Here is a 25,313-nt window from a genome sequence, read left to right on the forward strand (position 1 = left end):
GATGGGTGTGCCGACCTGACGGCGGTCACTCGTTGACGAGGCTCGTGCTGTCGGAGAACTGGGACAGCCGGAAGACCACGAACTCCGCGGGCTTCACCGGCGCGACCCCGATCTCGCAGATCACCTGGCCGAGGTCGATGGACTCCGGCGGGTTGTTGTCGCGGTCGCACTTGACGTAGAAGGCCTCGGCCGCGGTCTGGCCGAACAGCGCCCCGCGCCGCCACTCCTCGGTGAGGAACGCGGTGATGTTCCGGCGGATGCTGGACCACAGGCGGTCGTCGTTGGGCTCGAAGACGACCCACTGGGTCCCCAGGAGGATGGACTCCTCCAGGTAGTTGAAGAGCCGGCGCACGTTCAGGTAGCGCCAGGCCGGGTCGGAGGAGAGGGTGCGCGCGCCCCAGATCCGGATGCCGCGTCCGGGGAACGCCCGTACGCAGTTGACGCCGATCGGGTTCAGCAGGTCCTGCTCGCCCTTGCTGAGGCGGAGTTCCAGGTCCACCGCGCCGCGGATGACCTCGTTGGCCGGCGCCTTGTGGACACCGCGCTCGGCGTCGCTGCGCGCCCACACGCCGGCGACGTGACCGCTCGGCGGGACCAGCACGTTGCGGCCGCTCGCCGGGTCGAAGACCTTGATCCACGGGTAGTAGAGCGCGGCGTAGCGGGAGTCGAAGCCCGCCTCCTCGTTGCGCCAGGTGCGCATCCGCTGGGCGTTCAGGCCGGGCGGCGGGTCGAGCACGGCGATCCGGTCGCCCATCTGCTCGCAGTGCGACATCACCGCCAGCTGGACGGTCCGCAGGCCCTCGTCGTCGAGGTCGCCGCGCTGGTAGGCGCTCATCAGGTCGGGCACCGCGACCATGGTGATCTCGTCGATCGCCTCCAGGCCGGAGAAGCCGGTCCGGGCCGCGGCGTCGCCGACGTACTCGGCGGGGTCGAGCCGGGTGCCGGACGCGGTGGCCGGCACGGGCGCGGGGGCGGCGGCGAGGCCGTGGGTCGCGCGCTCCGGGCGGCTGGGGGCGGTGCCGGGCTGTTCGGCGACCGCGATCAGCTTCGACTCCCGCAGCTGGGTGACGACGTAGCCCTTGGTGTTCCTGCGGGTCGAGACGTCGTACGTCTCCACGACGTCGGCGCCGCGGCGGACCAGCAGGCGGAAGCGGTCGTCGGGGACGTTGTCCCCCTCGACGTCGGCGATCTCGACGGACACCTCGCCGCCGGCCCCGGGCAGGGCCGAGTACAGGAAGCCCGAGATCGCCACGGGCGGGGCCGCGCTGACGGCGGGGGCGGGGGCGCCGGCGGCGGCGGCCTGGCGGGACGGATCGCCGACCCGCACGACGTAGGCGGAGCCGCCGCCGTTGGCGAAGAAGCCGTACACCGAGTGCGCCAGGTAGGTGCCCTCGGTGAACCCGCCGAAGCGCTGGACGTACTGGTCCCAGTTGGTCACCAGCGTGGGCTCGTGGAAGGGCCCGGTCTCGGCGAAGCCGACGAAGGCGGCGACGGCCGTGCCGACGCCCTCGATGGGCCGGGCACCGGACTGGACCTCCTCCACGTACACGCCCGGGGTGAGGTACGACGGCATTCGCGCTCCTTCGGGTGGCCGGTCATTCGCCGATCATTCGCCCACGAGTCTGCTGCCCGGGCGCCGTCGGGGGACATGTCCCGAGGTCCCGGACCGGGGGCAGGAACGACTGCCCCCGCGGGCAGCCTGGCTGGTCCCGGCAGCCGGCACGCCCGGGCGTGCCGGGCGGCCGCGACGTCTTCCCCAGCCGCCCGGGCGGGTCAGGCGTGCCCGGCGTCGGCGAGGACGCCCAGCCACGGGCCGAACTCGCTCTCCAGCACCAGCCGGCCGAGCTTGCGGTACTCGCCGACCACCGCGGCGACCAGCTGCGCCATGCCCAGCGGGGCACCCGTCCCGGCGGCCAGGTAGGCCGCGGAGACGGCGCAGGCCCGGATGGAGCCGCCGGTGAGCTCGAACCGCCGGGCGCAGAAGTCGAGGTCGAGGTCGTCCCCGCGGGGCAGCCACCGCCCCAGGCAGCGGTCCCACAGCAGGCGCCGCTGCGACTCGTCCGGCAGCGGGAACTCCGCGATGACGTCCAGCCGCCGGGTGAACGCCTCGTCGAGGTTGGCGCGCAGATTGGACGTCAGCACGGCGATCCCCTCGAAGGACTCCATCCGCTGGAGCAGGTAGGCCGTCTCCACGTTGGCGTGGCGGTCGTGGGCGTCCTTGACCTGCGAGCGCTTCCCGAACAGGGCGTCCGCCTCGTCGAACAGCAGGATGCCGTTGACCTGCGCGGCCTCGGTGAAGATGCGTTCCAGGTTCTTCTCGGTCTCGCCGATGTACTTGTCCACCACGGTGGAGAGGTCCACGACGTACAGCTCCATGCCGAGCTCCGCGGCGACGACCTCGGCCGACATCGTCTTGCCGGTGCCCGACTCCCCCGCGAACAGGGCGATCACGCCGTTCCCCCGGCCGCCGCCCGGCCGCATCCGCCACTGCCCGAGCACCTGGTCGCGGTGCCGGGCCCGCCGCACCAGTTCACGCAGCCGGGCCGCGGTCGGGTCGGGCAGCACCAGGTCGTCCCAGCCGACCGCCGGCTCGATCCGCCGGGCGAGGCGGGCCAGGCCGGCGGCGTTCTGCGCGCGCACCGCGGCCCGCAGGTCCGCGGCGTGCACCGGGCGCTGCTCGGCGGCCGCCGTCCTGGCCGCCACCGCGGCGGCCCGCTCCAGCTTCTCCAGGTCCACCCGGTACGCGCCCACCGCCTCGGCCAGCCCCTCGGTCAGTTCTCCGCTCAGGGGTGTCCCGGCGGCGGCCAGCGCACGGGCCCACTGCGCGGTCCGGTCGCCCGCATCGGGCGCCGGGGCGGTGACCACCACGGGGCTCTCCCGCGCCCAGGCCGGATCCCACACCTGCGGGCCGTACACGATCAACGGCACCCCGGCGAGTTCCGCGCACAGCTCACGCAGCAGGGCGGAGCGTTCGGGCCGGTCGGCGCGATCGGGTTCGAGCCGGTCCAGCGGCCCGAGCACCACACCGCCCCCGCCCAGCCGGGCCTCGCGGGCGAGCACCCGCAGGGTGGCGCCGCCCGGCGGGCGGGCGGCCAGCGCGGCGGCGTCGACCACCAGGGGCGGACGGCCGTCGGCCCCGAGGGCGGCCGCCGCCAGCGGGGCGGCATGCCCGCCGCGGTCCAGCAGGTAGACGAGTCCGCCGTCCGCCGCGGCCGCGCGCAGCCGGCCGACGGACTCCGCGGCCGCCGCGGGCACGTGCCCCGGCGCGGCACGGCGGGCCAGTCCGGCGAGCGCGTCGTCCGGTGCGTCGTCGCCGAGCAGATGGGCCGTCACCCGGTCGGGCACCCGGAGCGTTCGGGAGAGCAGCGGGCGCTCCGGCTCGGTGACCTCCAGGAGGCCACCGGCGACCAGCGGGGCGCGGCCGGAGAACCGGAAGCGGCCGGCGCCCGCGGCGGGCAGTCCGCACAGTTCGAGGGCCAGGGCGACGGTCGCCCGGCGCCTGGTCAGGTCGTCGTTGAGGTAGCCGTAGAGCTGTTCGAAGCGGTGGTCGAGGTCGGGGGCGAGGGCCACCAGCAGCAGGTCGACGTCCACCGGGAGCAGCCCGAAGGCGGCGCTCAGCCGCGCGAGCCGGGAGCCCGGTGGCGGGGGCGGCGCGGACGCGTCGGCGGCGGCACCGGGGTCGTCCGGATCGCCCGCGTGACCGGCGGGACCGCCGTCGCCGGCCGCCGTGGCGCCGAGGCCTGCCGCGGCGGAGGCGGCGAGGATCCGCTCGACCGCCTCCGGCCCGAGGTACTGGCCGCGGTACGGGTCGTCCGGGTCCGGGTCGTCGGCCCGGCGCTCGCGCACCGCGGTGCGGACGCGTTGCTCGACCCGGTGCAGCCGTTCCCAGAGGTGGTCGAGGCCGGCCGGGAAGCCGTTCGCGGCGGACGCCGCCGGACCGGCAACCGACGGGGCCGACGCGGCGGAGGTGGCCGGTGCCTCCGGCTCGAGGTCCACGCTCATCGCGCCCTGCCCCTCGGCCGGCGGCCCGGCGGCAGCCCGCGGTCCCGGGGTGCGGCGAAGCCGTCCGCCCCCGGGTCCGTGCCGCCGTGGTAGCGCAGTCGGCGGCCCGGCCCGTCGGCGGGCGCCGTGCCGTCCCGGGTGGCGTCCTCGGCGCGCAGCACCAGCCCCTCGGTGACCGGCGGACCCGCCGGGGTGCGCCCGCCGGGCAGCGGGGCGAGCACCCTCAGGTCGATCGAGGGCCGCAGCTCCCCGCCGAGCGCCGACCAGACGTCGGACACCGAGGGCAGGCCGGTGTCCCGGCCGGCGATGTCGAGTTCGACGGTCAGCCCGAGTTCGGCGAGCGTCCCGGTGAGCATCCGGGCGGGCAGCGCCTCCACGGCCGTCAGACACTGCAGCACCTCGGCCAGCAGGCGGTGTTCGTCCTGCGGCCGGTTGGTCCAGACGGTGACCAGGTAGGCCAGCTCGAACCAGCGGGGGGCGGCGCGGTGGCCCACCACCATGCCGTCGGCGTCGTGCTCGGCGACCACGCCGGCCTGCCGGCGGCCCGTCTCCTCGCGGATGCCGTACAGGAAGACGCTGACCGTCGGCGCGGTGCGCCGGGCCGCGAGGTCCCGGGTGGGCGCGTCGAAGACCACCTCGATCCCGCGTTCCGGCAACCCGGTCTCGGCGAGCAGCAGGCGCAGTGCCTCATCGACCTCGTGGATCACCGCCGCTCCACCTCCCCCGGCGGGCCGATGCTGCCCTCGACCACCAGGAAGGGAGTGGTCACCGGGGAGAACCCGGGGCCGTCGGCGGTGATGGTGCGCGGGCCGGTCTCGTCCTTGGGGAGGATGAGCAGCTGGCCCGCGAAGGTCCCGTCGGCGCGCGGGTAGGTGGGCGCCGCCGCGGCGGTGATGCCCGGCTGCCAGGTGAACCGCACCGGCGCGCCGGGCGGGAAATCGATCCCGCGGACGGAGGTCACGAAGCCGGGCTTGCCGATCGGCGGCACGGCGACGATGCGCGGCTGGAGGATGCGCAGCGGGGTGCTCGCCCGGTGCGGCCCCGGGACGGCGTCGGTGCCGGTCGTGGTGAGTTCCGCGCTGATGGTGGTGTCCATGGGGGCCACGGGCGCCAGGACGACCCGGACCACCTGGCTGCCACCCGGGCCGAGGTCGGCCAGCTCGCAGCTGCCGCCGCGGCAGCCCGGGGGCAGCGCCTCGGTGGGCACTCCGGCGGGCAGGCCGAGCGTCAGGCGCAGGCCCGTCGCGAGGGCCCGTCCGGTGTTGCGCACCGTGTAGCTGACGGTCACCCGGCCGCCGACGTAGCCCGGGTTGGGCTGGGCGTCGACGGACACGCCGGGGCCGGCGAGCGGTGCCGGGGCCGGTGCCGGTCCGGGCGTGACGGCCGGTGTCGCGGGCGGCGCGGGCGCCGGGGTCACGGTCGGGGTCGGTGTCGGCGTCGGTGTCGGCGTGGGTGTCGGCGTGGCGGAGGGGGAGGGCGTCGGCGAGGGCGTGGTCGGGTCCAGCACCGGCAGGAGCGTCTCGGCGGAGTCGTCCCCGGGGTTCGGGTCGACGACCGTCCCGGTGACGCTCCAGCCGAAGTGCTGCGAGCCGCTCTTGGTACCGATCAGCCGCGCGGTCACCCGGACGGCCGCTCCCGGCGCCAGCGTGCCGAGTTCGCAGCGCAGCGCCGCAGCGTCGCACGTGCCGACGGGGGTGGTCAGCCCGCCGAGCCGGGCGCCGGTCGGCACCGAGACGGTGAGGACGGTGCCGGGTGAGGGCGCGGGACCCTTGTTGGTGACGGTGACCGTGACGTCGGTGCCTCCCTCGACGGGGACGGCGGGTGTCCGGGCGGGCGCGCCCAGCGCGAGGTCCACGGACTGCTGGACGGCCGGTTCCTTCTGGCGCCCGGGCAGCCGCCGGTCGAGCGGGGTGAGCGTGCCGGCCGCGAAGTCGTAGACGGCCAGCCCCTCGGGCGAGTTGGGCGGCAGGGCCCGGCGGGACGTGAGCACCAGCTGCGCGCCGTTCGCCGTCCAGGCGACGTCGCGGGGCTGGAACGGGCCGCTCTCGGAGGTGTCCGGCAGCGGCTGGGTGCAGGCGTCCTTGCGCCCGCGCAGGGCGGTGGGCAGGATCACCGTGCAGTCGCCGCCGGTGGGCGAGGTGACCAGCACGCCGTCCCGCCGGTTGTTGCCGCCGTCGCCGGCCTTGCGGTTGAAGGCGATCCGCTTGCCGTCGGGCGAGAACACCGGGCTGTCGTCGATGACGTTGCAGCTGCCGGGGCAGGCGGCCCGGCTCAGGTCGTTCTGCCGGGTGAGGTCGTCGGCGGCCACCGTCCAGATGTGCATGTTCCCGGCGTTGTCGTTGATCACCGCGGTCCTGGAGAAGGCGATCAGTTTGCCGTCCGGGGACCAGAAGGGCTCGCCGTCGGAGGCCCCGTCCTGGCCGGCCGGCGGCGCGACGGTGCCGACGATCGCCCCCGTGGCCACCTCGGCGATCAGGATCCGCCCCGGGCGCGCCGGGGCCCGGTCACTGCCCGGGGAGCTGCGGCTGAACACCATCAGCCGGCCGTCCGGCGAGAGGGCGGGGTCGGTGTCCCGGTCGAGCGGACCGCGCCCGGCCAGGTTCATCGGGCGCGGGTTGGAGCCGTCGGCGTCGGCCAGCCAGATCCGCTCGATCCGGCCGGTCGAGGAGTCCTCGTAGCGGGTGACCACGATCTGCCGGCCGTCGGGCGTGTAGGTCTGCCGCTCGAACCAGGGGTCGTAGCCGGGGCGGGGGTGGAAGAGCGGGTCGGCCGCCGGGTTGGGATTGGTGTTGGTGTCGGCGGCGGGGTCCTCCGTGAGCACGCTGATGCCCAGGTCGCGCGGGTCGGCGCCGTCCGGGCGGACGTCCTGGACGTCGGCGACGTTGGCGGCGGCGGCGCTGGTCTGTTCCACGACGGGGCCGCCCTCGGCCTGGGTGCCCAGCCAGGTCGGTGTCGCGATCAGCCGGTTGGTGCTGTAGAGCAGTTGGGGGTCGGTGCAGGAGCAGGTGGGCGCCCGGTAGAGGTTCACCACCGGCGGCTGGGTCGGGTCGGGCTGCTGGCCCGGGGCGGGGGCGGGCCGGTCGGGGCTCAGGAAGAGGACGCCGGTGCCGTCGGCCAGCCAGGAGGCGGAGCCGGTGTGCCAGGTGGAGCCGGTACCGGGAAAGAACGCCTTGTCGCCGCCGGTGGGCGAGGTGAGCATCAGGGTCCGGCCCTGGTCGCCCTTGTCCCAGGTGTAGACGATCTCGTTGCGGTGCGCGTCGTCGTTCTGCGGGTTCCAGGTCGGGTCGAGGGCGTTGCCGGTGGTCACGTTGGTGATCTTGACCGGCGCCCCGCCCTCGAACGGCCGCAGGTAGATCTGGGTGTGCGCCGGGTCGCCGGTGCACGCGTACGCGACCCAGCGGCCGTCGGGCGAGACCGTCGGGTGCGTCTCGTCGGACGAGCCGTCGGTCAGGCGCCGCAGTCCGCCGCCGTCCCGGTTGACCACCCACAGCACGTGCTGCGGCGTGCCGCCGTTGCCGCTCGGCTCCAGTGCCTCGAAGACGACGCCCTTGCCGTCCGGGGCCAGCGCGGGGTGGGCGGTGTCCATGCCGGTGGTGAGCTTGTGCACGGCGCCGGCCGCGTCGCGCAGGTAGACCTGCGGCAGCGGGCCGTCCCGAAGGCTGGTGAAGACCAGTTCGCCGCCGCGGGCCGACGGGTCCTGGTCGAAGTGGATCGGGCCGGGGCCGAACAGCGGGGTGCTGGACGCCGCGCCGGTCACCCGGCCGAGGCCGCGGTGGTTCGTGCCGGCGAACAGGACCCGCCCGGCGGCCGGGTCGGCCGAGGCGGTCGGCGCTGTCGCGCCGCCCTGCCCTTCGGGGGCGGAGCCCAGGGTCAGCACGGCCGCGGCCAGCGCGAGCAGGACCGCGACGGCGGCCCGGGCCGGCCGCCGGATGGGGCGGGGGGTGCCGGTGGCGGCGATCACGCACGACCTCACAGGGTGGCAGGGGCGGACTCCCTGGCAGTCTCACCGGCTCGGGCCGCCCGGGTACAGAGCCCGGGCGCCCGAGCCGGGGGTAACGACCGGTGTCCCCAAAGGGCAGACCGCGACGGTCGGGGACGGGCGCGGGGCCTCGGAGCCGGCTCCTGGGAGTCACGGCACACCGAGGCGTCGCTCTCGCGGGTGTCACCGTCAGATCAGGCCGCGCCGCATCGCGTACCCCACGGCGTGCGCCCGGTTGCGCAGCCCCAGCCGGGTGATGATCTCGTGCAGCACGTTCTTGACGGTGCGTTCGGAGTAGGAGGTCTTGGCGGCGATCTCGCTCGTGTCGAACCCCTCGGCCACCAGCCGCAGCATCTCCGCCTCCCGGGACGTCAGGGTCGACAGGGTCAGCCCCCGCCCGTCGAGCATGGTGCGCTGGAGCATCCCGATCCGGTCGAGCAACTCGCCCAGCAGATCCCCCGGCATCACGCCCTCCCCCTTGGCGAGGGCGGTGATGAGGTGCACCAGCCGGTCCTGGTCCGCCTCCGCGCGCCGTAGCACGGCGGCGACCCCGCACTCGACGATCGTCTGCAGCCCGCCGGCCTCGAAGTGGCCGACCACCAGGCCGATCCGGCCGGAGGTGGCGAGCCGCAGCCGGCGCAGGTGTTCGGCCACCTCCTCGGTCAGGGCGTCGACCACCAGCAGCGAGACCTCCGCGTTCCCCGCGTCACTCTCGCTCAGCAGCTCCACCTCGGGGCGCTGGCGCAGCTGTTGGACCACGCCGGTCTGCAGGATGATGTCCTCCGCGTACACCGCCACGCGTATCTGGGCCGGCTTCCCGCGCGGCTGCACGGGGATGCCCACGCCCGACGGGCGGGCGCCGCCCGCCGTCCGGGAGCCGTTCATCACTCCGGAGCCGGCGGACCGTGGCGACCCCGTGGTCCGCCGGGCGGTGACGACTCCCTCACTGCTCGTATCGGTCGACGTCATCGAACTCTCCATTCCTCATTGGACATTCACTGGTGACGGCCGGGCGCCCCGGGGGCGGTGCCGGCCGTTGGCCTGGGGGTTCAGGGACGCGGGCCCCGGGCGGCGGCGCGGTGCGCCCGGTGTGGGCGGTGCGCACAGCGCGGGCGGTGCGCCACGGCGGCGCCGGGCAGGGCCGGTCCGCCCGTGCGGGCAAGGGGTGTGCCCACGGCTTGCCCGCACGGACCTCTCCGCGGACGGTCCGTCGGCCCTACCGTCACGGCATGACCACTTCCGCCGAACTCGGCCTGCCCGCGCTGACGGTGGCGCCCGGTGGCGTGGCCACCACGACCCTGACGGTGCGCAACGACCTCGACATCGTCGAGGCGTACTCGCTGGAGGTGGTCGGCGACTGCGCCGCATGGACGACGGTCGAGCCGGCCCGGGTCTCCCTGTTTCCGGGGACCTCCGAGACCGTGACGGTCCGTCTGGCTCCGCCGCGCTCGCCAGCCGCCCGCGCCGGCGAGTTCCCGCTCGGCATCCGGGTGCTGCCGACCGAACGCCCGGAGCTGGTGACGGTTCCGGAGACCACCGTCACCGTCACACCGTTCCAGGAGCTGCAGGCCGCGCTCGCCCCCCGCCGACGGCGCGGCTGGCTGCGCGGACGCTACCGGACGTCGGTGCGCAACCTCGGGAACGCACCCACCACCGTCGTCCCCACGCCCGGCCAGGCCGGCGAGGACCTGCGCTTCCGGGTCAGCCCGGAGCGGCTGCGCCTCGAACCCGGCGAGTCCGGCGAGATGCGGCTGCAGGCCCGCGCCCGCAAGCTGATCTGGTTCGGCAAGCAGGCCACCTGGCCGTTCGAGGTCACCGTCGGCCCGGCGGAGCCCGCGGCCGGCCAGGCCGGCGACGGCAAGGACGGGGACGGCGGCGCAAAGGCCGGTACCGGCCCGGCCGCCGATCCGACGGAGCTCCAGAAGCCGAAGTTGGATGGCGAGTTCATCCAGATCCCGGTCTTCCCCAAGTGGCTGCTCGCACTCCTGGCGGCGCTGATCGCCCTGCTGCTGGCCTGGTTCGCCCTGGTCCGCCCGGCGGTGCGCAGTTCCGCGAAGCAGGCCGCCGAGAAGGCCGTCGCCCAGCAGAACGCCACCCCGGCCGCGGCCGCCACACCTGCCGACGGCGCACTGCCGGCGTCCTCCGGCGGGACTCCCGCCGGCCAGGGCAAGCCGAGCGCCGGGCAGACCAGCGCCGGTTCCGGCAGCGCCGGTTCGGGCGGCGGCCGTTCCGGGCTGGCAGTGCCCGGGACGGGCCAGCAGAGCTCCGCCACGGTCGATGTGCAGACCGCGAACGGCGCCTCGGCCGTGGGCAACTACCAGGTGCCGCACGGCAAGGTCTTCGACATCACGGACATCGTGGTCGCCAACTTCCAGGGTGACCAGGGTGTGCTGACGATCACGGCCGGCAAGCAGACGATCACCACGATCGCCTTGGAGACCTTCCGCAACCAGGACTACCACTGGGTGACTCCCATCCAGGTCCCCGCGGACCAGGCAGTGACGGCGAACGTGACCTGCGAGTCACCGGGCACCCCGGCCTCCGGCAAGCAGGCGTCGGCGTGCCACGAACTCCTCAATGTCAGTGGAACGCTGAGCGACATCCGGCAGGGGAACTGAGCCGGGGTACACAGTGACCTTTCCTCCCCGGGCAGCCGGACCGGAAAGGTCCTCCGGGCGCCCCGACGCTGTCAACGGCCCCTTCCCCCCGGAAGGGGCCCCTCCGCCCTCGTGATCTTCCCCCACCCATCGCCTCTCACAGCCCGTGACCATGTCAACACCCGACGGACACCCTGACCCGTTCGAGCACCAACCGCCAAATCGCCCGAAGCCCGCCACCTCGACCCGCCTGCCTTTTGGGGGAACCCGGGCCGGCCTGCAAGGGCAACCGGACCGTCCCCCACGGACAGGCGGATCTGCCCCCGCACGGTGCTGACGCATCGTCTCCTCAACAGTAGCTTTGCGTTGTTTCCGCGCCGGAGGCGGGCTCGGTGCCGGATGCGCACCGAACCGCCACAAGGAGGAAGGACCCCGCTCGCCGTGCGCGCTCACGAACCGGACCGGCGGACCGTCCGGGGCCCCGCCCCGGCCACCACCCGCACCGCGCGATCGGGCCCGCGGTCCGCCAGCGCGCTCGACCTGCAACGGACCATCGGCAACGCAGCGGTGTCCCGCCTGGTCGACCAGGCCCGCCACGGCTCCGGCGGGGCCGCCGGGCCGGAGGAACTGCCCCTGCAACGCTCCCTGGTGCCCCAGGTGCTGAGGTCCGCCGGACAACCGCTCGACGGTGCCGTCCGACGCGAGATGGAATCCCGCCTCGGGGCCGACTTCTCCGACGTACGGCTGCACACCGGCAGTACGGCCCGCGCCTCCGCGGCCGAGGTCGGCGCCCGCGCCTACACCTCCGGCAACCACGTGGTGCTCGGGGCGGGCGGCGGCGACCGGCACACCCTGGCCCACGAGCTGACCCACGTCATCCAGCAGCGCCACGGCCCGGTCGCCGGGACGGACCGCGGCGACGGCCTCCGGGTCTCCGACCCGTCCGACCGCTACGAACGCGAGGCCGAGGCCAACGCCGTCCGCGCCCTGTCGGCCCCGCTGCTCCGCGAGGAGGCGGAGGCCGGCGGATCCGCCGCGGCCTCCCCCCGAGCCGGCGCGGCGGTGCAGCGGATGCCCGCGAAGCGGGACGCGGACGCCGCCGCCATCCGCGGCAGCAGCCCGCCCACGGAACGGCGCACCCGGGGCCGGGCCCGCGCGGAGAACCTCGACCTCAACCGGCCCGTCCTGGAGTTCCGGGCAGCGTATGAGGGACCCCAGACCCAGAACCTGCACAAAGCCCAGGACATCGGGTTCTCGCAGGTGGCACGCCTGAAGAACCCGGCAGGCGCCCCGCAGCGGGTCTCCACCAACTACCACTTCTGGCAGGAGGTCACCGACTCGAACGTCCAGGTCATCGAGTCGGAGGACAAGAAGACGAAGCAGCCGACGTTCAGCGAGCACGCGTTCGACCGCCCGTGGGAGCAGGACGGCCCCTACTGCCCCTCTTACAGAAACCCGGTCATCACCGACGCCCAGAACGAGATCGCGTTCGCGGACAACCCGGGCTTCAGCACCACGGCGAAGATGTCCTCCGGGTACTGGCTGAAGTCGTACACCGTCTCGTTCCGCTGGAAGGTCGCCCGGAACACGGGCAAGTGGAACCCGAACCTGCCCGCCTGGACCAGCCCCGTGGTCACCCACACCTTCGTCTCGCCGTTCGACGAGCATGCCGAGCAGGGCCCCGTCACCGCGACGGCGGCCGGCGACGCCACCTGGAACGTCGACCTCTCCACCATCTCCACCGCGGGAGCGGACGAGGCCTGAGCCCGCGCCACCACCCTGCCGGCGCCGGGAGCTCCCGCAGCACGCCTACCGCTGCCAGGACTCCCGGCACCCGTCACAGGTGCTGCTACTCCAGGTGCTGCTCAGCCCAGATGATCTTGCCCTCGGGCGTGTAGCGGACGCCCCAGCGCTCGGTGAGCCGGGCGACCAGGAACAGGCCGCGGCCGCCCTCGTCCTCGGCGACGGCGTACCGCAGGTGCGGGGCCGTGCTACTGCTGTCGGAGACCTCACAGATCAGCGTGCGGTCGTACAGCAGCCGCACCCTGATCGGATCGGTGGCGTAGCGGATGGCGTTCGTCACCAGCTCGCTGAGCACCAGCTCGGTGACGAAGGCCGCCTCGTCGAGGCCCCACCGGGCGAGCCGGCGGACGGCCTCGGCGCGGACCCGCGCCACGGCCTCCGGGGCCGAGGCCACCTCCCACTCGGCGATCCGGTCGGGCTCCAGCACGCGGGTGCGGGCGACGAGGAGGGCGATGTCGTCGCTCTGGCGGGCGGGCAGCAGGGCGTCGAGCACGGCGTCGCAGATCTCCTGGGGCGACCGACCGGGGCGGGCCAGGACGCTCGTGAGCACGTCCAGGCCCACACCCATGTCGCGGGTGCGGTCCTCGACCAGGCCGTCGGTGTAGAGCACCAGGTGGCTCCCCGGCGGCAGTCGCACCTCCACGGCCTCGAAGGGCATCCCACCCAGGCCGAGCGGCGGACCGCCCGGGAGGTGGAGCAGCTCCACCGTGCCGTCCGGGTGGACGACGGCGGGCGGGGGGTGGCCCGCCCGGGCCAGCGCACAGGTGGCGGTGCTCGGGTCGTAGATCGCGTAGAGGCAGGTGGCCCCGGTGATCGCGGGTTCGCCGCCGGCCGCGGCCGCCTCCTGGTCCAGGTGGGCGACCAGATCGTCCAGGTGCCCGAGGAGCTCGTCCGGCGGCAGGTCGAGGGTGGAGAAGTTCTGGACGGCGGTGCGCAGGCGGCCCATGGTGGCGGCCGCGTGCACGCCGTGGCCGACCACGTCGCCGACGACGAGGGCGACCCGGGCACCCGGCAGCGGGATGACGTCGAACCAGTCGCCGCCCACGCCCGCCTGGGCGGGCAGGTAACGGTAGGCGACCTCCAGGGCGTTCTGCTCGGGCAACGCCCGCAGCAGCAGGCTGTGCTGCAGGGTCACGGCCATCGTGTGCTCGCGGGTGAAGCGGCGGGCGTTGTCGACGGACACCGCGGCCCGGGCGGCCAACTCCTCGGCCAGTGACAGGTCGTCCTCCTCGAACGGGTTCCTGTCCCGGCCGCGCCAGAAGCAGGCGACGCCCATCAGCACACCGCGCGCCGTCAGCGGAACGGCGATCAGCGACGTCAGGCCGAAGTCCAGCACCGCCTGGGTGCGCTCGACGTCCTGCATCCGCCAGCCCGCGTCCGTCGCCAACTCCGGGACCAGCGTGGGTCTGCCGCTGACGAAGCCGGCCGCCTGCGGGGTGCTCCCCGCCCACCGGACCACCGTGTCCTGCGGGTACAGCGGCGAATCGTCGCGGACGCCCGCGAGGGCCACCCGCCGCAGCTCCACCGTGGCGCCGGCGGTCCGGGGGTGCGGCTCCTCGCCGAGCAGCACCTCCTCGGCGAGGTCGACGGTCGCGTAGTCGCAGAACTCCCGGGTCGCCGTCCCGGCGAGTTCCTCGGCGGTGTGCCGCACGTCCAGGGTGGTGCCGATGGCCATGCTCGCGTCGTAGAGCAGCCTGAGCCGGCCGCGGGCGACCTCGGCCTTGCCCGCGAGGGCGCGCAGCTCGGTGGAGTCGCGCAGGGTGGTGACGCTGCCGGAAGGCCCTCCCCCGCCCTCGGCGGGCCGTCCCCCGCCCTCGGAGGGCCCTTCCCCGCCCTCGGAGGTCCCTCGCCCGCCCTCGGGGTGGCGTCTGCCGAGGGTGGGGCGGCTGTTGACGGCCAGCAGGCGGTCGCCCACGGGCAGCACCTCGTCGGTGACCGCGCTGTCGGAGAGCAGCAGTTCGGTCGTCCGGGGGGCGAGTCCGAGGTCGGTGACGGCCCGCCCGTCCACCTCCGGTGGCAGGTCCAGGAGCCGGCGCGCCTCGTCGTTGGCGAGCAGGACCCGTCCGTCGCCGCCGACGATGACCACGCCCTCCCGCACCGCGTGCAGCACCGCGTCGTGGTGCTCGTACATCCTGGTCATCTCCTCCGGCCCCAGGCCGTGGGTCTGCCGCAGCAACCGCCTGCCCACCAGCGCCGTCCCGGCCGTGGCCAGGCCCAGCGCGACGGTGGCGGCGCCCAGGACGACCGGCAGCTGGCGGTCGATCGCGCTGCTCACGTTGGCGACCTTCATCCCGGCGGACACGATGCCCACGACCCCGCCACCGGTGTCCTCCGCCGGGACCACCACCTGGTACTCCAGGCCGAGCGGACCGTGCACCTGCTCGACGGTGACCCGCCCCTGCAGCGACGGCCCGATGGTGCCGACGAACTTCTTCCCGATCTGCTCCGGCTGGGGGTGGGTGTAGCGGATGCCGTTCCGGTCGGCGACCACGATGAAGTCGACCTTGGCGTCCTTGCGGGCCGCCTCGGTCAGCGGTTGCAGCACCGCGGTGGGATCGGGCCCCTGCATGGCGGCCACCAGACCGGGGCTGTGGGCGAAGGCCTCGGCCGCGGCGAGCGAACGGTCGCGCGCGGCCGCGAACCGGTCGCTCCGGGACGCGATCAGCAGCGCGACGACCGCCGCCACCACGAGCACCAGCACGACGGACACCTGGAGGAGGAACATCTGACCGGCGACGCTGCGGATGCTCAGCACCGACCGCAGCCGCCGCACCCGAGGATCCCCGGGGCCCGTGCGTGGACGCTGCCGCCCACGACGACCATCCGCTCGGTCCGGAGCACGGGAACCGGGGCCAGTGTCTCTCGCCATACCCCCATGGTCCCGCCGCGCCCGCCCGCCGACGAGGCGCCCCGCGCCCCGTCCCGGCTCACCGGGGGACGGAACGGATCAGCAGCAGCGCGACGTCATCGGTGCGGTGCTCTCCGTGGCCGGCCCGGTCGACCAGGGCGTCCGCCAGCCGGTCGAGCGGCTCGCCGCCGTGGCGGGCCAGCGTCGCGGTGAGGTCGGCGAGCGCCTGGTCCGGGTCCGCGCCGGGCGTGTCGACCAGGCCGTCGGTGTACAGGGCCAGCGTGGTGCCGACCGGCAGGTCGACGCGGATCTGCGGGTAGTCGGCGGCCGGGTCGACGTTCAGCACCAGGCCGACGAGCGGCTCCAGCGCACCCGCCCGGCCGTCCGGACCGTACAGCAACGGCACGGGGTGGCCGGCGTCGGCCAGCCAGGCCTCGCGGCGGGCGAGGTCGACCCGCAGGTACGCGCAGCTGGCCAACAGGTCCGTGTCCAGGTCGGCCACCAGCCGGTTGGTACGGGAGAGCACCGTGCTCGGATCGGCGTCGGCGGTGGCGAAGGCCCGTACGGCGGTGCGGATCTGGCCCATCAGCGCGGCGGCGTTGACGTTGTGGCCCTGGACGTCGCCGATCACGACGGCCACGGAGTCGGGCCCGACGCGGATCAGGTCGTAGAAGTCGCCCCCGATGTCCATGCCCTCGGTGCACGGCAGGTAGCGGGCGCTGACCTCCAGGCCCGGGACGTCCGGCAGTGCCCGGGGCAGCAGGCTCTCCTGGAGGCCCTGGGCGAGGTCGAGCTTGGTGTCGTACAGCCGGGCGCGGTCCAGGGCCTGCGCGATCAGCCCGCCGAGCGAGGTGAGCACGGCGCGTTCCTCGAGGTCGAAGCGGTGCGGCTCGGCGAAGGCCAGCACGCAGGTGCCGATCAGCCTGCGCGAGGTGACCAGCGGCAGGTACGCCCAGGCGCCCATCCCGTCCTGCGTCTCCCGACGGCCCGGGTAGAGCCGCTCCAGCTCGGCGCGGTTCTCGAAGTACGCCGGCACGCGGTGGGTGGACGCCTGGACTCCGGGCGTGGCCTCGGTCAGCGGGGTGCTGTCGAACTGGTCGACCAGCCCCGGCGGGTAGCCGCGGTGGCCCGCGATGCGCAACCGGCCCCCCTCGGCCATCAGCACCGCCACGGCCCGGGCACCGAAGGCCGGCACGATCTGCTCGGCGATCATGCTCACCACGTCCTGCACGCTGACGGCCTCGGTCAGCGCGCCCGCGAGGTGCAGGAGGTGGTACAGCGCCCCCGGCCGGGTGTGCGCAGCCCCGTCGGACGGACTTCCGACCGGCCGGTCACGTCCGTCGGCGGCGGCGGTGGCGATCCGCGCGGTCAGTCCGGACGGGCCGGGGAAGAGCTCGAACGACAGCCACCGGTCCGGCGGGCGCCAGGCGACGAAGGAGCTGGGCTGCCCGCTGATCATCGCGGCCCGGTAGTGGTACTCGTAGACCGGATCCCGCAGCCACGGCAGGACCTCCCACGGCCGGGCGCCCAGCAGCCGCCCGACCGGTTCGCCCAACCGCTCGGCGGCGGCCGGGGTGACGGCGGTCAGCCTGCCGTCCAGGTCGATGTCGCACACCCCTTCCGGAAGCCGCGCCACCATCGCGGCGAGGGGGTCGACGGAGCCGCGCTCCGCCACGTCCGGTCGCGGTCCGGCCCGCACCGGCCGGCCCGCCCGGGCCGCGTCCGCCGGCACCTCGGCCAGGCGCGCGGCGAAGGCGGTGAACCGGTCATGCTCATCGGGCGACAGCTCCGGCGGATGCGCGGCGGGCCAGATCACGAAGACGGCCCCGTACGTCGTCCGCCCCGCGACCAGCGGAGCGGCCGCGAGACAGAACGCGTACGGCATCGCGACCGCGACCCTCGGGTACCGGCGCGCCATGTCCTCCGCCCCGCCCACCCAGACGACCCGGCCGCTGCGCACCGCGTCGGCCACCGGCACCGGGGCGGTGATCCCCACCCGCTGCCACGGCCTGGTGAACTGCCGGGCCGCCCCCAGCGTCACCGCCAGCTCCAGCCGCTCCCCGTCCTCCGACAGCAGGTACAGCCCGCCCATGTGCGCGCCGAGCCGCTCCGGCGCCGATCGCAGGACCTCCGCCGCCTCCTCCAGGCCGCGCCCGACCGGCGCCCCGGCGGCCGCGCGTCCGGGCCCCGGCGACGGATGCCACGGCACGCCCATCACGAGCACCCCATTCGAACCGACCGGTGAACCCGCAGGCTCCCTCCCATAGTGGCGCGGCCGCCACCGTACGTCCCGTCGTGGCCGGGCAGGCCCGACTGGGCACCCGGCAGCCCGGACCGGTGGTGAAGATCAAAGCGAGGGCATCAGCCGAGGGGCGCGGCCCACAGCGGGATGCGGCGAAGCTCGTCCACCGTGGACCGCAGACCTGCCAGCGCGCACAGGACGCGCAGGTTGATCGCCGGGTCCGGTTCGCCTTCGTCGAGGTCCTCCTGTTCGAAGATTCCGGCGGCCGCGACCGCGTCACACAGTCCGGCGGGGATCTCCTCGGCATCCCGAGCCGGGTCGAGCTCCTCGAAGACGGAGAACAGCAGCTCGCCGTCGACCGCGTAGGCGAGATTCGTGTCGGCATTGACGGAGAAGGTGCTGGTGGCCGCCTCCGCGCCCACAACCGACAACTGCTTCGCCGAAGGTTCGCCATCCGCGGCGAAGGAGGTCAGGCCGCCGTCGTCGTAGACGAACGTCCAGCCACCCACTCGGCCGGACAACAGCACCGCGCCGCTCTCCGCCTCGCCGATCGCCGCACGCGCGAGCGATGTCCATTCATCAGGGCGCTGCACGGGCAGCTCACAAGGGGTCACGAGCTGTGGCTTGACGCCCAACGCCAGCAGGGCTTCCGTCGGGCTCAGATCACGGACCACGTGCACGGTGTGATTCGGCCCCTCCGCCGCGAGGCCCGTGATCCAGACGGGGCCACCGTCCTCATCAAGGGTGCCGGGTCCGAAGCCGGGCGTTGGCATCTGTCCTCCATGGGTCAGGTTCCGAGTCGCCCAGGCGAACGGCACCGGCGGCCGACGGGTTCAACCCCGATCGCACAGATCGCAGCGGCTATGGCCCACCGCCTATCCCCTACTCCTACTCCGCTCCCGATGGGAGGCGATCAGATCGCGGTACCAGGCATACGAAGCCCTCGGTGTGCGCTTCTGCGTCTCGAAGTCGACGTGGACGAGGCCGAAGCGCTGACTGAACCCCTCCGCCCACTCGAAGTTGTCGATCAGGGACCAGGTGTAATAGCCGCGAACGTCGATGCCCTCGGCGATGGCGCGGGCGACGGCGTCGAGGTGGGCGGCCAGGAAGTCGATGCGGGGCTGGTCGGGGACGGTCTCCTCGGTGACGGAGCAGCCGTTCTCGGTGATGGTGATGGGCGGGAGGTCCACGCCGTGCAACTCCCGGAGGTTGAGTAGGAGTTGGCGGAGGCCGTCGGGGACCACGGGCCAGCCGAAGGCGGTGTGGGGAACGTCGGGGATGTCCACGAGCTCGAAGGGCAAGCCGGGTTCGGCGGGGGCGGCGACGCGGGTCGGGTTGTAGTAGTTGACGCCGAGGGCGTCCAGGCCGGGCGCGTGGATGAGGCCCAGGTCTCCGGGGTGGACGGCGCCGTAGATGTCGTCCGGGACGCCGAGCGCGGACAGGTCGGGGTAGCGGCCGAGGAGGACGGGGTCGGTGAACAGGCGGTTGTGCAGGGCGTCGTAGGCCTCGGCGGCGGCCGCGTCGGCAGGGCGGGAGGACGCCGGCTGCACGGGGCTGAGGTTGTTGGAGAGCATGACCGTCAGCCCGCGCTCGTGGAGGACGGACGCGGCCAGGCCGTGGCCGAGGAGCTGGTGATGGGCGGCCGGGAGGGCCTCGAACATCAGGGTGCGGCCCGGTGCGTGGGTCCCCAGCGCGTAGCCGAACACGGTGTGCACGAAGGGCTCGTTGAGGGTGATCCACTCCGGAACGCGGTCGCCGAGCCGGTCGGCCACGACGGTGGCGTACTCGGCGAAGCGGTACGCGGTGTCGCGGTTGAGCCAGCCGCCCTCGTCCTCCAGGACCTGCGGAAGGTCCCAGTGGAAGAGCGTGGGCAGCGGGGTGATGCCCACCTCCAACAGGGCGTCCACCAGGCGGTCGTAGAACGCGAGCCCGGCGGGGTTGACGACGCCGCCACCCGTCGGCAGCACGCGGGGCCAGGCGATGGAGAAGCGGTAGCCGTCCAGCCCGAGGTCCTTCATCAACGCGATGTCCTCGGGGTACCGGTGGTAGTGATCGCACGCCACCGCCCCCGTCCGCCCGCCGCGCACGGCCCCGGGGCGGGCGACGAAGGTGTCCCACACCGACGGCCCGCGCCCGTCCTTCTCCACCGCCCCCTCGATCTGGTACGCAGCGGTGGCGACGCCCCAGCGGAACCCCGCCGGCAGGTCGAAGCGGTCCGGCATGGCAGCCTCCCGATGGGAACATGAGGAATGCTCATGTTACTGCCACCGCACCGAAACGCCAGAGGACACAGGGCCGCCGCGCCGGAGTGCCGGCCTCAGCGAACGCGGGCCCTGCGCGTCCGGTCCCACGCCCGGGCCACCCGGGGACCGCCCGGCGGGCAGCCGGACAGCGTCGTCCCCCGCCGCCCGCGCTGCCCAGGTGATCGTCCAGTCTCGGCCGCAGCCGACCGGGACCACCGCAACACCTCCCCCGCGGCCACCGCAGGCCTGCCCTCGCTGACGCCGCCCCTCCCGGTCGCCGGCTCCGCCCCCGTCGGCCTCCAGCTCACCGGGCCCCGGACGGCCGACCGGGAGCTGCTGGCCGTGGCAGCGCGGATCGACGCCCTGCTGCGACCCGCCGTGGCGGCTTGAGGCGCATCAGCCGCATGGCGGACCCGGGTCATCCGAACCGCTCGCCGCCCCGCCGACACCGGGTCAGGAAGCTTGTCGCGAAAGGTCCGTTTCCTGATACTTCCGGACAGCGTCTGTCAGGAGCAGATCATCCCGTCGTGCTTCCGGTGAGCACCGGCCGGGGTCCGCCCACAGCCTGACCGCGCCTCGCGGCCCCGACTCTCCGGGCCGCGCGCCCCTAGGAGGAACCCCGGTGACGACCATGCGCAGGACCCCCCGCCACGCCGCCCGCAAGGGCACCAGACGCGGCGTCAGACTGCTCGCCGTCGCCCTCGGCCTGCTGACCGCCACCGCGGTCGCCGTGCCGGGCGCCGCGGCCGCGCCCCGCCACACCCCCGGACCCGAGCAACTGGCGGCGATCAGTGACGCCGTCCTGAGCGCCGAGGTCGACGGCACCGCCTGGTACATCGACGAGGCCGCCGGCCGCGTCGTGGTGACCGCCGACAGCACCGTCACCCGGGAGGGGATCGCCAGGATCATGCGCGCCGCCGACGCCGACGCGTCCGCCCTGACCATCGAACGGGTGCCCGGGGAGTTCACCCCGCTGCTGGCCGCCGGCGACGCCATCTACGGCGGCAACGTCCGCTGTTCGCTCGGCTTCAACGTGGTGAACAACGGCATCTACTACTTCCTCACCGCCGGGCACTGCGGCAGGGCCGCCGCGACCTGGTACGCCGACTCCCAGCGCACCACCAAGATCGGGCCGACCATGGCCTCCACCTTCCCGAACCGCGACTACGCGATCGTCCGCTACGACAACGAGGATCTGAGCCACCCCGGCGGATTCACCTCCACCCCCGACGCGTACGTCGGCGAGAAGGTCACCCGCACCGGATCGACCACCGGCACCCGCACCGGCACGGTCACCGCCCTCAACGTCACAGTGCGCTACACCAGCGGCAACGTCGTTTACGGCATGATCCAGACCAACGTCTGCGCCGAGCCGGGAGACTCCGGCGGCCCGCTGTACGAGGGCACCAAGGCGCTCGGCCTCACCTCGGGCGGCAGCGGCAACTGCACCAAGGGTGGGACGACCTTCTACCAGCCGGTGAAGCCGGCGCTCGAAAGGTACAACGTCGGCGTCTACTGACACACCGGTCACCCGGCCCGCCTGCCCGCTGCCCGACCTGGGCAGCGGGCAGGCGGCCGTTCTCAAGCGGCCCTTCTCAAGCACCCGTTGTCCGGCGGCCGGGCCCTCAGCCCACGGACGCGGCGGGCTGACTACCAGAATCCACCTCGCCGGCGAAGCCGAACGGCGCCCGCTCGGCCTGCTCGTCACTCCGGGCCAGACCCACGACGGCACCGTCTTCGAGGCTGTCGTCGACGAGATCCGGGTTCCCCGCCAGGGCGGCGGACGCCCCCGCACCCGCCCCGGGGCCCTCAGCGCGGGCAAGGCGTACAGCTGCCGCCGTATCCGCTCCTACCTGCGGCGACGGCAGATCCCGCACGGCATCCCGGAGAAGACGGGCCAGATCCGCCTCCGCCTCGCCCGACGCTCGGCAGGCGTCCGCCCACCCGCCTTCGACCGGGCCTCGTACAAGCGCAGAAACGAAGTCGAGCGAACGATCAACGCGCTCAAGAAACTTCCGGGCCGTGGCCACGAGGTTCGACAAGAGGGCCTACGTTTCCCACGGCACCGTCACCGTCGCGGCGATCCGGCTCTGGCTCCGCCCATGATCCGCTGGGCAGACCCTGGCCGTGAGGCGCTCGAAAACCAGTGGAGCAGCGCCGCTGTGTGCCGTTACCGTGCTGCCGAGTCAAGTCGTCTAGGCAAGGACGTGCCGTTGTACACCCTGTGAGACCTCCCGAGTGCTGATCTGTCGCGCGTCGCGCCTGTGCGCCGCGCTGCTTTTTGCTGCGGACTTCTCACTGAAACCGGTGTACTTCTGTGCTCAATGACTGGGTGGTCATGCCCACCTGCCTGCCGACCGTTCTCCGCCGTTGCCCCGTGTGCGCGTCCGACCGCTTCCGGGCGAACGGCAAATTCCGCGTCAACGCAAACCACAAGCTCCTCGACGCCTGGCTCCTCGTGCTCTGCACCGCTTGTGGGGACACGGCAAAGCTCACGGTCCTGGAGCGGATGAACGTGCGCTCCGTACGACCTGAGCTGCTGGACCGGATGCATGACAACGACCCTGGCCTGGCGGCTGAGTTGCTCCAGGATCCGGTCGTGCGGCGCCGTAACCGCGTCGCCCTCGACTGGGATAACGCCTGGCGCCTCGACACCGGCGGATCGGATCACCTGGACCGCGAGGTGATCGACGTCTCGGTCCGCTTCGCGGCGCGGATCCCTGTCCGGCCGGTGCGACTGATCGCTGAAGGGTGCGGTCTTTCGCGGGCCGAGGTCGAGAGACTGATCACGGAGGGCAAACTCGTTTCGGCAGTCCGGCTGAACGGCAAGCTCTCCGGCGACTTCACCTTCACGCTCAAGCGCTGAGCACTCCTCGGGACCAGGGGCCTGTCCGGCAAGATCCGCCGGACAGGCCCTAGCAGATAGATTGCCGCGCAGTACGCGATCACGGCGAACGTCCGGGCCGTGATTCCGTTCGCCTCCATCCGCGGACCGACCGCGGTCCTCGCCCTGCCACCGCTCGACCGACGCGCCCGGACCCCGGGCGGCGTGGCGCTCGGGGGCCGGGTCGGACGGGTTCCGACCGCAGCCGAACGGGTCCGGAGTCTCAGGCGGTTACGGCAGCGTCCAGCGCTGGTTGGCGCCGCCGTTGCAGTCCCAGATCTCCAGCGGGGTGCCGTCGGCGGTGGCCGCGGCGGGGTCGTCGAGGCAGCGGCCGGACTGGGCGCTCTTCAGGGTGCCGTCCGGCTGGGGCGTCCACTGCTGGTTGGCGCCGCCGTTGCAGTCCCAGAGTTCGACCGGGGTGCCGTTGGCGGTGCCGGCGCCGGTGACGTCGAGGCACTTGCCGTTGTGGGTGACGGTTCCGTTGGAACGCGTCCACACCTGCTGGGCGCTGCCGTCGCAGGCCCAGAGCTGCACGGCGGCACCGCTGGTGTCGGCGGCGGGCCGGACGCAGGTGCCGGGCAGGGCGGAGGCGATCGGGCCGGTGTGGTTGGCGGGCGTGCCGGGGGTGAGGGCGAAGTCGTCGAACTGGTCGGTCTGGTAGCCGGTCACGCCGAGCCCGGCGCGCCCGTTGGTGAAGCTTGCGTCGGTGGCGCTGCCCACGGCGGTGCCGTCGATGCTCGCCGTGAGGGTCTCGTTGTCGAGGGTGAGCGCGACGGTGTGCCAGCGGCCGGTGCCGAGGGCGGCGACGGTGCCGCTCGCGAGGGTGGTGAAGTGCCAGCTGGTGTCGCTCTTGTCGATGGACCAGGTTCCGGTGTCGCTCACCCTCAGGTGGTAGGCGTTCAGGCCGTTGTTGTTGCGGCCCTGCTGGTTGACCCGGCCGAGGAGTTCGACGGTGCCGGCCTGCTCGAACATGGTGTCGGCGGTGACGGTGTAGTTGGACCAGCTGCCGTCGCCCATCATCGTGTACGGGGCGTTGTACGGCTCGTCGGTCCAGCGGATCGGTGAGATCGGGGCCATCTGGCGCAGGCAGGTGCCGGTGCGGCCGCCGCCGCAGGCGACGGTCTGGAAGGCGCCGTTCATGTCGGTGAAGTACTTCGGCGAGGTGGTGGTGGCCGGCGTCTCGAAGCCGTCCGCGTAGGGCAGCTTCATCGGCGCGGCGGCCGGCGGGGTGGCGGTGCCCTTGCCCTGGCCGGTGGTGGTGGTCACGGTGTAGATCCGGCCGGGCTGGAGGGTGAGGGTGTAGCTGCCGCGTGATGGGGTGACGTCGTTCTGCTGGACGAACCAGTCCGCCGGATTGGTGGAGCCGAGGTCGGTGGACCAGACGTGGACCGTGCCGGTGGACAGGCCGCCGGTGACGGTGAAGCTCGCGGTCTGGGCGGCGGTGGCGTCCAGGGTCTCGATGACCGTGCTGTAGTCGCGCTTGCCCGGACTCTTCAGCGTGACGTAGCTGCCGTTGGCCCGCGCGCCGCCGAGGTAGCCGCTCGCGGAGTCGATGTAGCGCCACCCTGGCTGGGCGAACTGGGAGGTGTGCGCGGTGACCCAGGTCGTCCTCCCGACGCTGTAGTTGCCGGACCAGGGCTGGTTGGCGATCGACATGCCGTCGGTGGAGAAGAACAGGTCGGGGTAGAGCGCGGCGATGACCGGCCAGTTGATGAAGGAGGTCATCTTCCCGTCGAGGTAGCCGCGGTTGATCGCGCGCGCCACCGCGGAGGCACCGCCGTCGGCGTCCTCGGAGCCGTTCTCGCTCGCCCACAGCGGCTTGCCCAGGGACTGGGCGTTCGCCGTGCTCGGGCAGTTGGTGAAGGAGCTCAGGTACCCGCAGGGGTAGTGCACACCGACGATGTCGACGGCGTTCTTGAACGCCGGGTCGGTGGCCATGGCGTCGGCCACGGCCCAGGTGTCGTCAGCGGCGACGACCTTGGTGGCGCCGTAACCGCGGGCGATGAGCGTGCTCTTGAGGTTCTCGTACCAGGCCTTGTCGAAGCCGCGCTCGTTCCAGCCGCCGAGGTAGGAGACGTTCAGGTGGTGTTGGGCGGCGCAGCCCATCCAGGACATCAGGTAGTCGATGGTGTCCTGGGACCAGAAGTCGCCGCCACTGCCGGTGTTGCCGATCCAGCCCGGGGCGCCCCAGGACAGGCCGTAGAACGTGATCCCGGGGTTGCGGGCCTTGGCCTGTTCGGCCAGCCACCACTCGTAGCCCTGGTTGCAGTCGATGGTGCCCTTGGCGTGCTCGATGCTCGGCTCGGCGCCGTCGGTGGAGTTGGTGTCGCCACCGATCTCCAGTTTCAGGACCTGCAGCGAGGCGCCGTAGCCGGGTTTGAACAGGTAGTCCAGCAGTTGGCTGCGCTGAGGCTCCGGATAGTCCACCAGCAGGCGGGAGTTGCCGCCGCCGCCGGAGATCGCGCCGACCCCGTCGAAGGTCAGGCCCGGCTTGGTGCCGTCGATGGTGACGGCGGTGGAGACACCGGCGGCGGAGGCAGAGGCGGCTGCGCTGGAGGTGGGGGTGGAGGTGACGGTGGCAGCCTCCGGCGCGGCGGCAAGGGCGGCCGGTGGCGCGGCCAGGCCGCCGAGCGTGCCGGCAAGGACGAGCGCCGCGCTCAGGGCGGTGCGCCAGGTGGAGGAGGGGCGTTGACGACCCATGGGCGTCTCCGAGGT

General features: G+C 73.6%; 14 protein-coding genes and 1 pseudogene. 5 read left to right on the forward strand and 10 right to left on the reverse strand.

The window, feature by feature from the left end; all coding sequences use genetic code 11:
- Window positions 1–25 precede the first annotated feature (25 nt).
- From ACZ4WV_RS15405 to ACZ4WV_RS15425, 5 genes are all read right to left on the reverse strand, one after another.
- A complete protein-coding gene (locus ACZ4WV_RS15405) occupies window positions 26–1,573 on the reverse strand; it encodes a phage tail sheath family protein (RefSeq protein WP_465746737.1) in 1,548 nt (515 codons plus the stop codon).
- A gap of 200 nt (window positions 1,574–1,773) precedes the next feature.
- On the reverse strand, window positions 1,774–4,002 hold the full coding sequence (locus ACZ4WV_RS15410) for an ATP-binding protein (RefSeq protein ID WP_465746739.1): 2,229 nt from the start codon (window positions 4,000–4,002) through the stop codon (window positions 1,774–1,776).
- Entirely contained in the window at window positions 3,999–4,709 is a 711-nt protein-coding gene (locus ACZ4WV_RS15415; protein WP_465746741.1) for a Pvc16 family protein, read from the reverse strand. Before ACZ4WV_RS15415 ends, ACZ4WV_RS15410 begins: the two co-directional genes overlap by 4 nt.
- Entirely contained in the window at window positions 4,706–7,963 is a 3,258-nt protein-coding gene (locus ACZ4WV_RS15420) for a hypothetical protein (RefSeq protein WP_465746743.1), read from the reverse strand. The genes ACZ4WV_RS15415 and ACZ4WV_RS15420 overlap by 4 nt, the downstream gene beginning before the upstream one ends.
- Window positions 7,964–8,170: 207 nt before the next feature.
- A complete protein-coding gene (locus ACZ4WV_RS15425) occupies window positions 8,171–8,950 on the reverse strand; it encodes a helix-turn-helix transcriptional regulator (RefSeq protein ID WP_465746745.1) in 780 nt (259 codons plus the stop codon).
- Window positions 8,951–9,210: 260 nt separating this feature from the next.
- Here ACZ4WV_RS15425 and ACZ4WV_RS15430 point away from each other — a divergent pair, with 260 nt between their 5' ends.
- Together ACZ4WV_RS15430 and ACZ4WV_RS15435 are read left to right on the forward strand one after the other, a co-directional pair.
- Complete coding sequence (locus ACZ4WV_RS15430; RefSeq protein ID WP_465746747.1) at window positions 9,211–10,599, forward strand: COG1470 family protein; 1,389 nt, start codon at window positions 9,211–9,213, stop codon at window positions 10,597–10,599.
- A 420-nt stretch (window positions 10,600–11,019) separates the two neighbouring features.
- Window positions 11,020–12,342, forward strand: a complete 1,323-nt coding sequence (locus ACZ4WV_RS15435) for an eCIS core domain-containing protein (protein WP_465746749.1) — start codon at window positions 11,020–11,022, stop codon at window positions 12,340–12,342.
- 85 nt (window positions 12,343–12,427) lie between these two features.
- Here the strand turns inward: ACZ4WV_RS15435 and ACZ4WV_RS15440 are convergent, their stop codons facing one another.
- The 4 genes from ACZ4WV_RS15440 to ACZ4WV_RS15455 form a co-directional block, all read right to left on the reverse strand.
- Window positions 12,428–15,250: a SpoIIE family protein phosphatase gene (locus ACZ4WV_RS15440; RefSeq protein WP_465746751.1), complete on the reverse strand. Its 2,823-nt coding sequence runs from the start codon at window positions 15,248–15,250 to the stop codon at window positions 12,428–12,430.
- Window positions 15,251–15,308: 58 nt separating this feature from the next.
- Complete coding sequence (locus tag ACZ4WV_RS15445) at window positions 15,309–17,444, reverse strand: SpoIIE family protein phosphatase (protein WP_465746753.1); 2,136 nt, start codon at window positions 17,442–17,444, stop codon at window positions 15,309–15,311.
- Between the two features lie 146 nt (window positions 17,445–17,590).
- Complete coding sequence (locus ACZ4WV_RS15450) at window positions 17,591–18,244, reverse strand: DUF6461 domain-containing protein (protein ID WP_465746755.1); 654 nt, start codon at window positions 18,242–18,244, stop codon at window positions 17,591–17,593.
- A 102-nt stretch (window positions 18,245–18,346) separates the two neighbouring features.
- Complete coding sequence (locus ACZ4WV_RS15455; protein WP_465746757.1) at window positions 18,347–19,693, reverse strand: GH1 family beta-glucosidase; 1,347 nt, start codon at window positions 19,691–19,693, stop codon at window positions 18,347–18,349.
- Window positions 19,694–20,345: 652 nt separating this feature from the next.
- Between ACZ4WV_RS15455 and ACZ4WV_RS15460 the strand changes: the two genes are divergently transcribed.
- From ACZ4WV_RS15460 to ACZ4WV_RS15470, 3 genes and pseudogenes are all read left to right on the forward strand, one after another.
- Window positions 20,346–21,233, forward strand: coding sequence for a S1 family peptidase (locus ACZ4WV_RS15460; protein ID WP_465746759.1), 888 nt, complete (start codon window positions 20,346–20,348; stop codon window positions 21,231–21,233).
- Between the two features lie 118 nt (window positions 21,234–21,351).
- Window positions 21,352–21,820 (forward strand): annotated as a pseudogene (locus tag ACZ4WV_RS15465) (IS5 family transposase); the annotation flags it as partial.
- Between the two features lie 211 nt (window positions 21,821–22,031).
- Window positions 22,032–22,580 carry a DUF1062 domain-containing protein gene (locus ACZ4WV_RS15470; protein WP_465746761.1) on the forward strand — a complete coding sequence of 183 codons (549 nt, stop codon included), beginning with the start codon at window positions 22,032–22,034 and terminating at the stop codon, window positions 22,578–22,580.
- A 249-nt stretch (window positions 22,581–22,829) separates the two neighbouring features.
- Here the strand turns inward: ACZ4WV_RS15470 and ACZ4WV_RS15475 are convergent, their stop codons facing one another.
- Window positions 22,830–25,298 (reverse strand): ricin-type beta-trefoil lectin domain protein, encoded by a 2,469-nt coding sequence (locus tag ACZ4WV_RS15475; RefSeq protein WP_465746763.1) that lies wholly within the window; start codon window positions 25,296–25,298, stop codon window positions 22,830–22,832.
- Window positions 25,299–25,313 lie beyond the last annotated feature (15 nt).

This window comes from Kitasatospora sp. NPDC029312 (assembly GCF_055569215.1).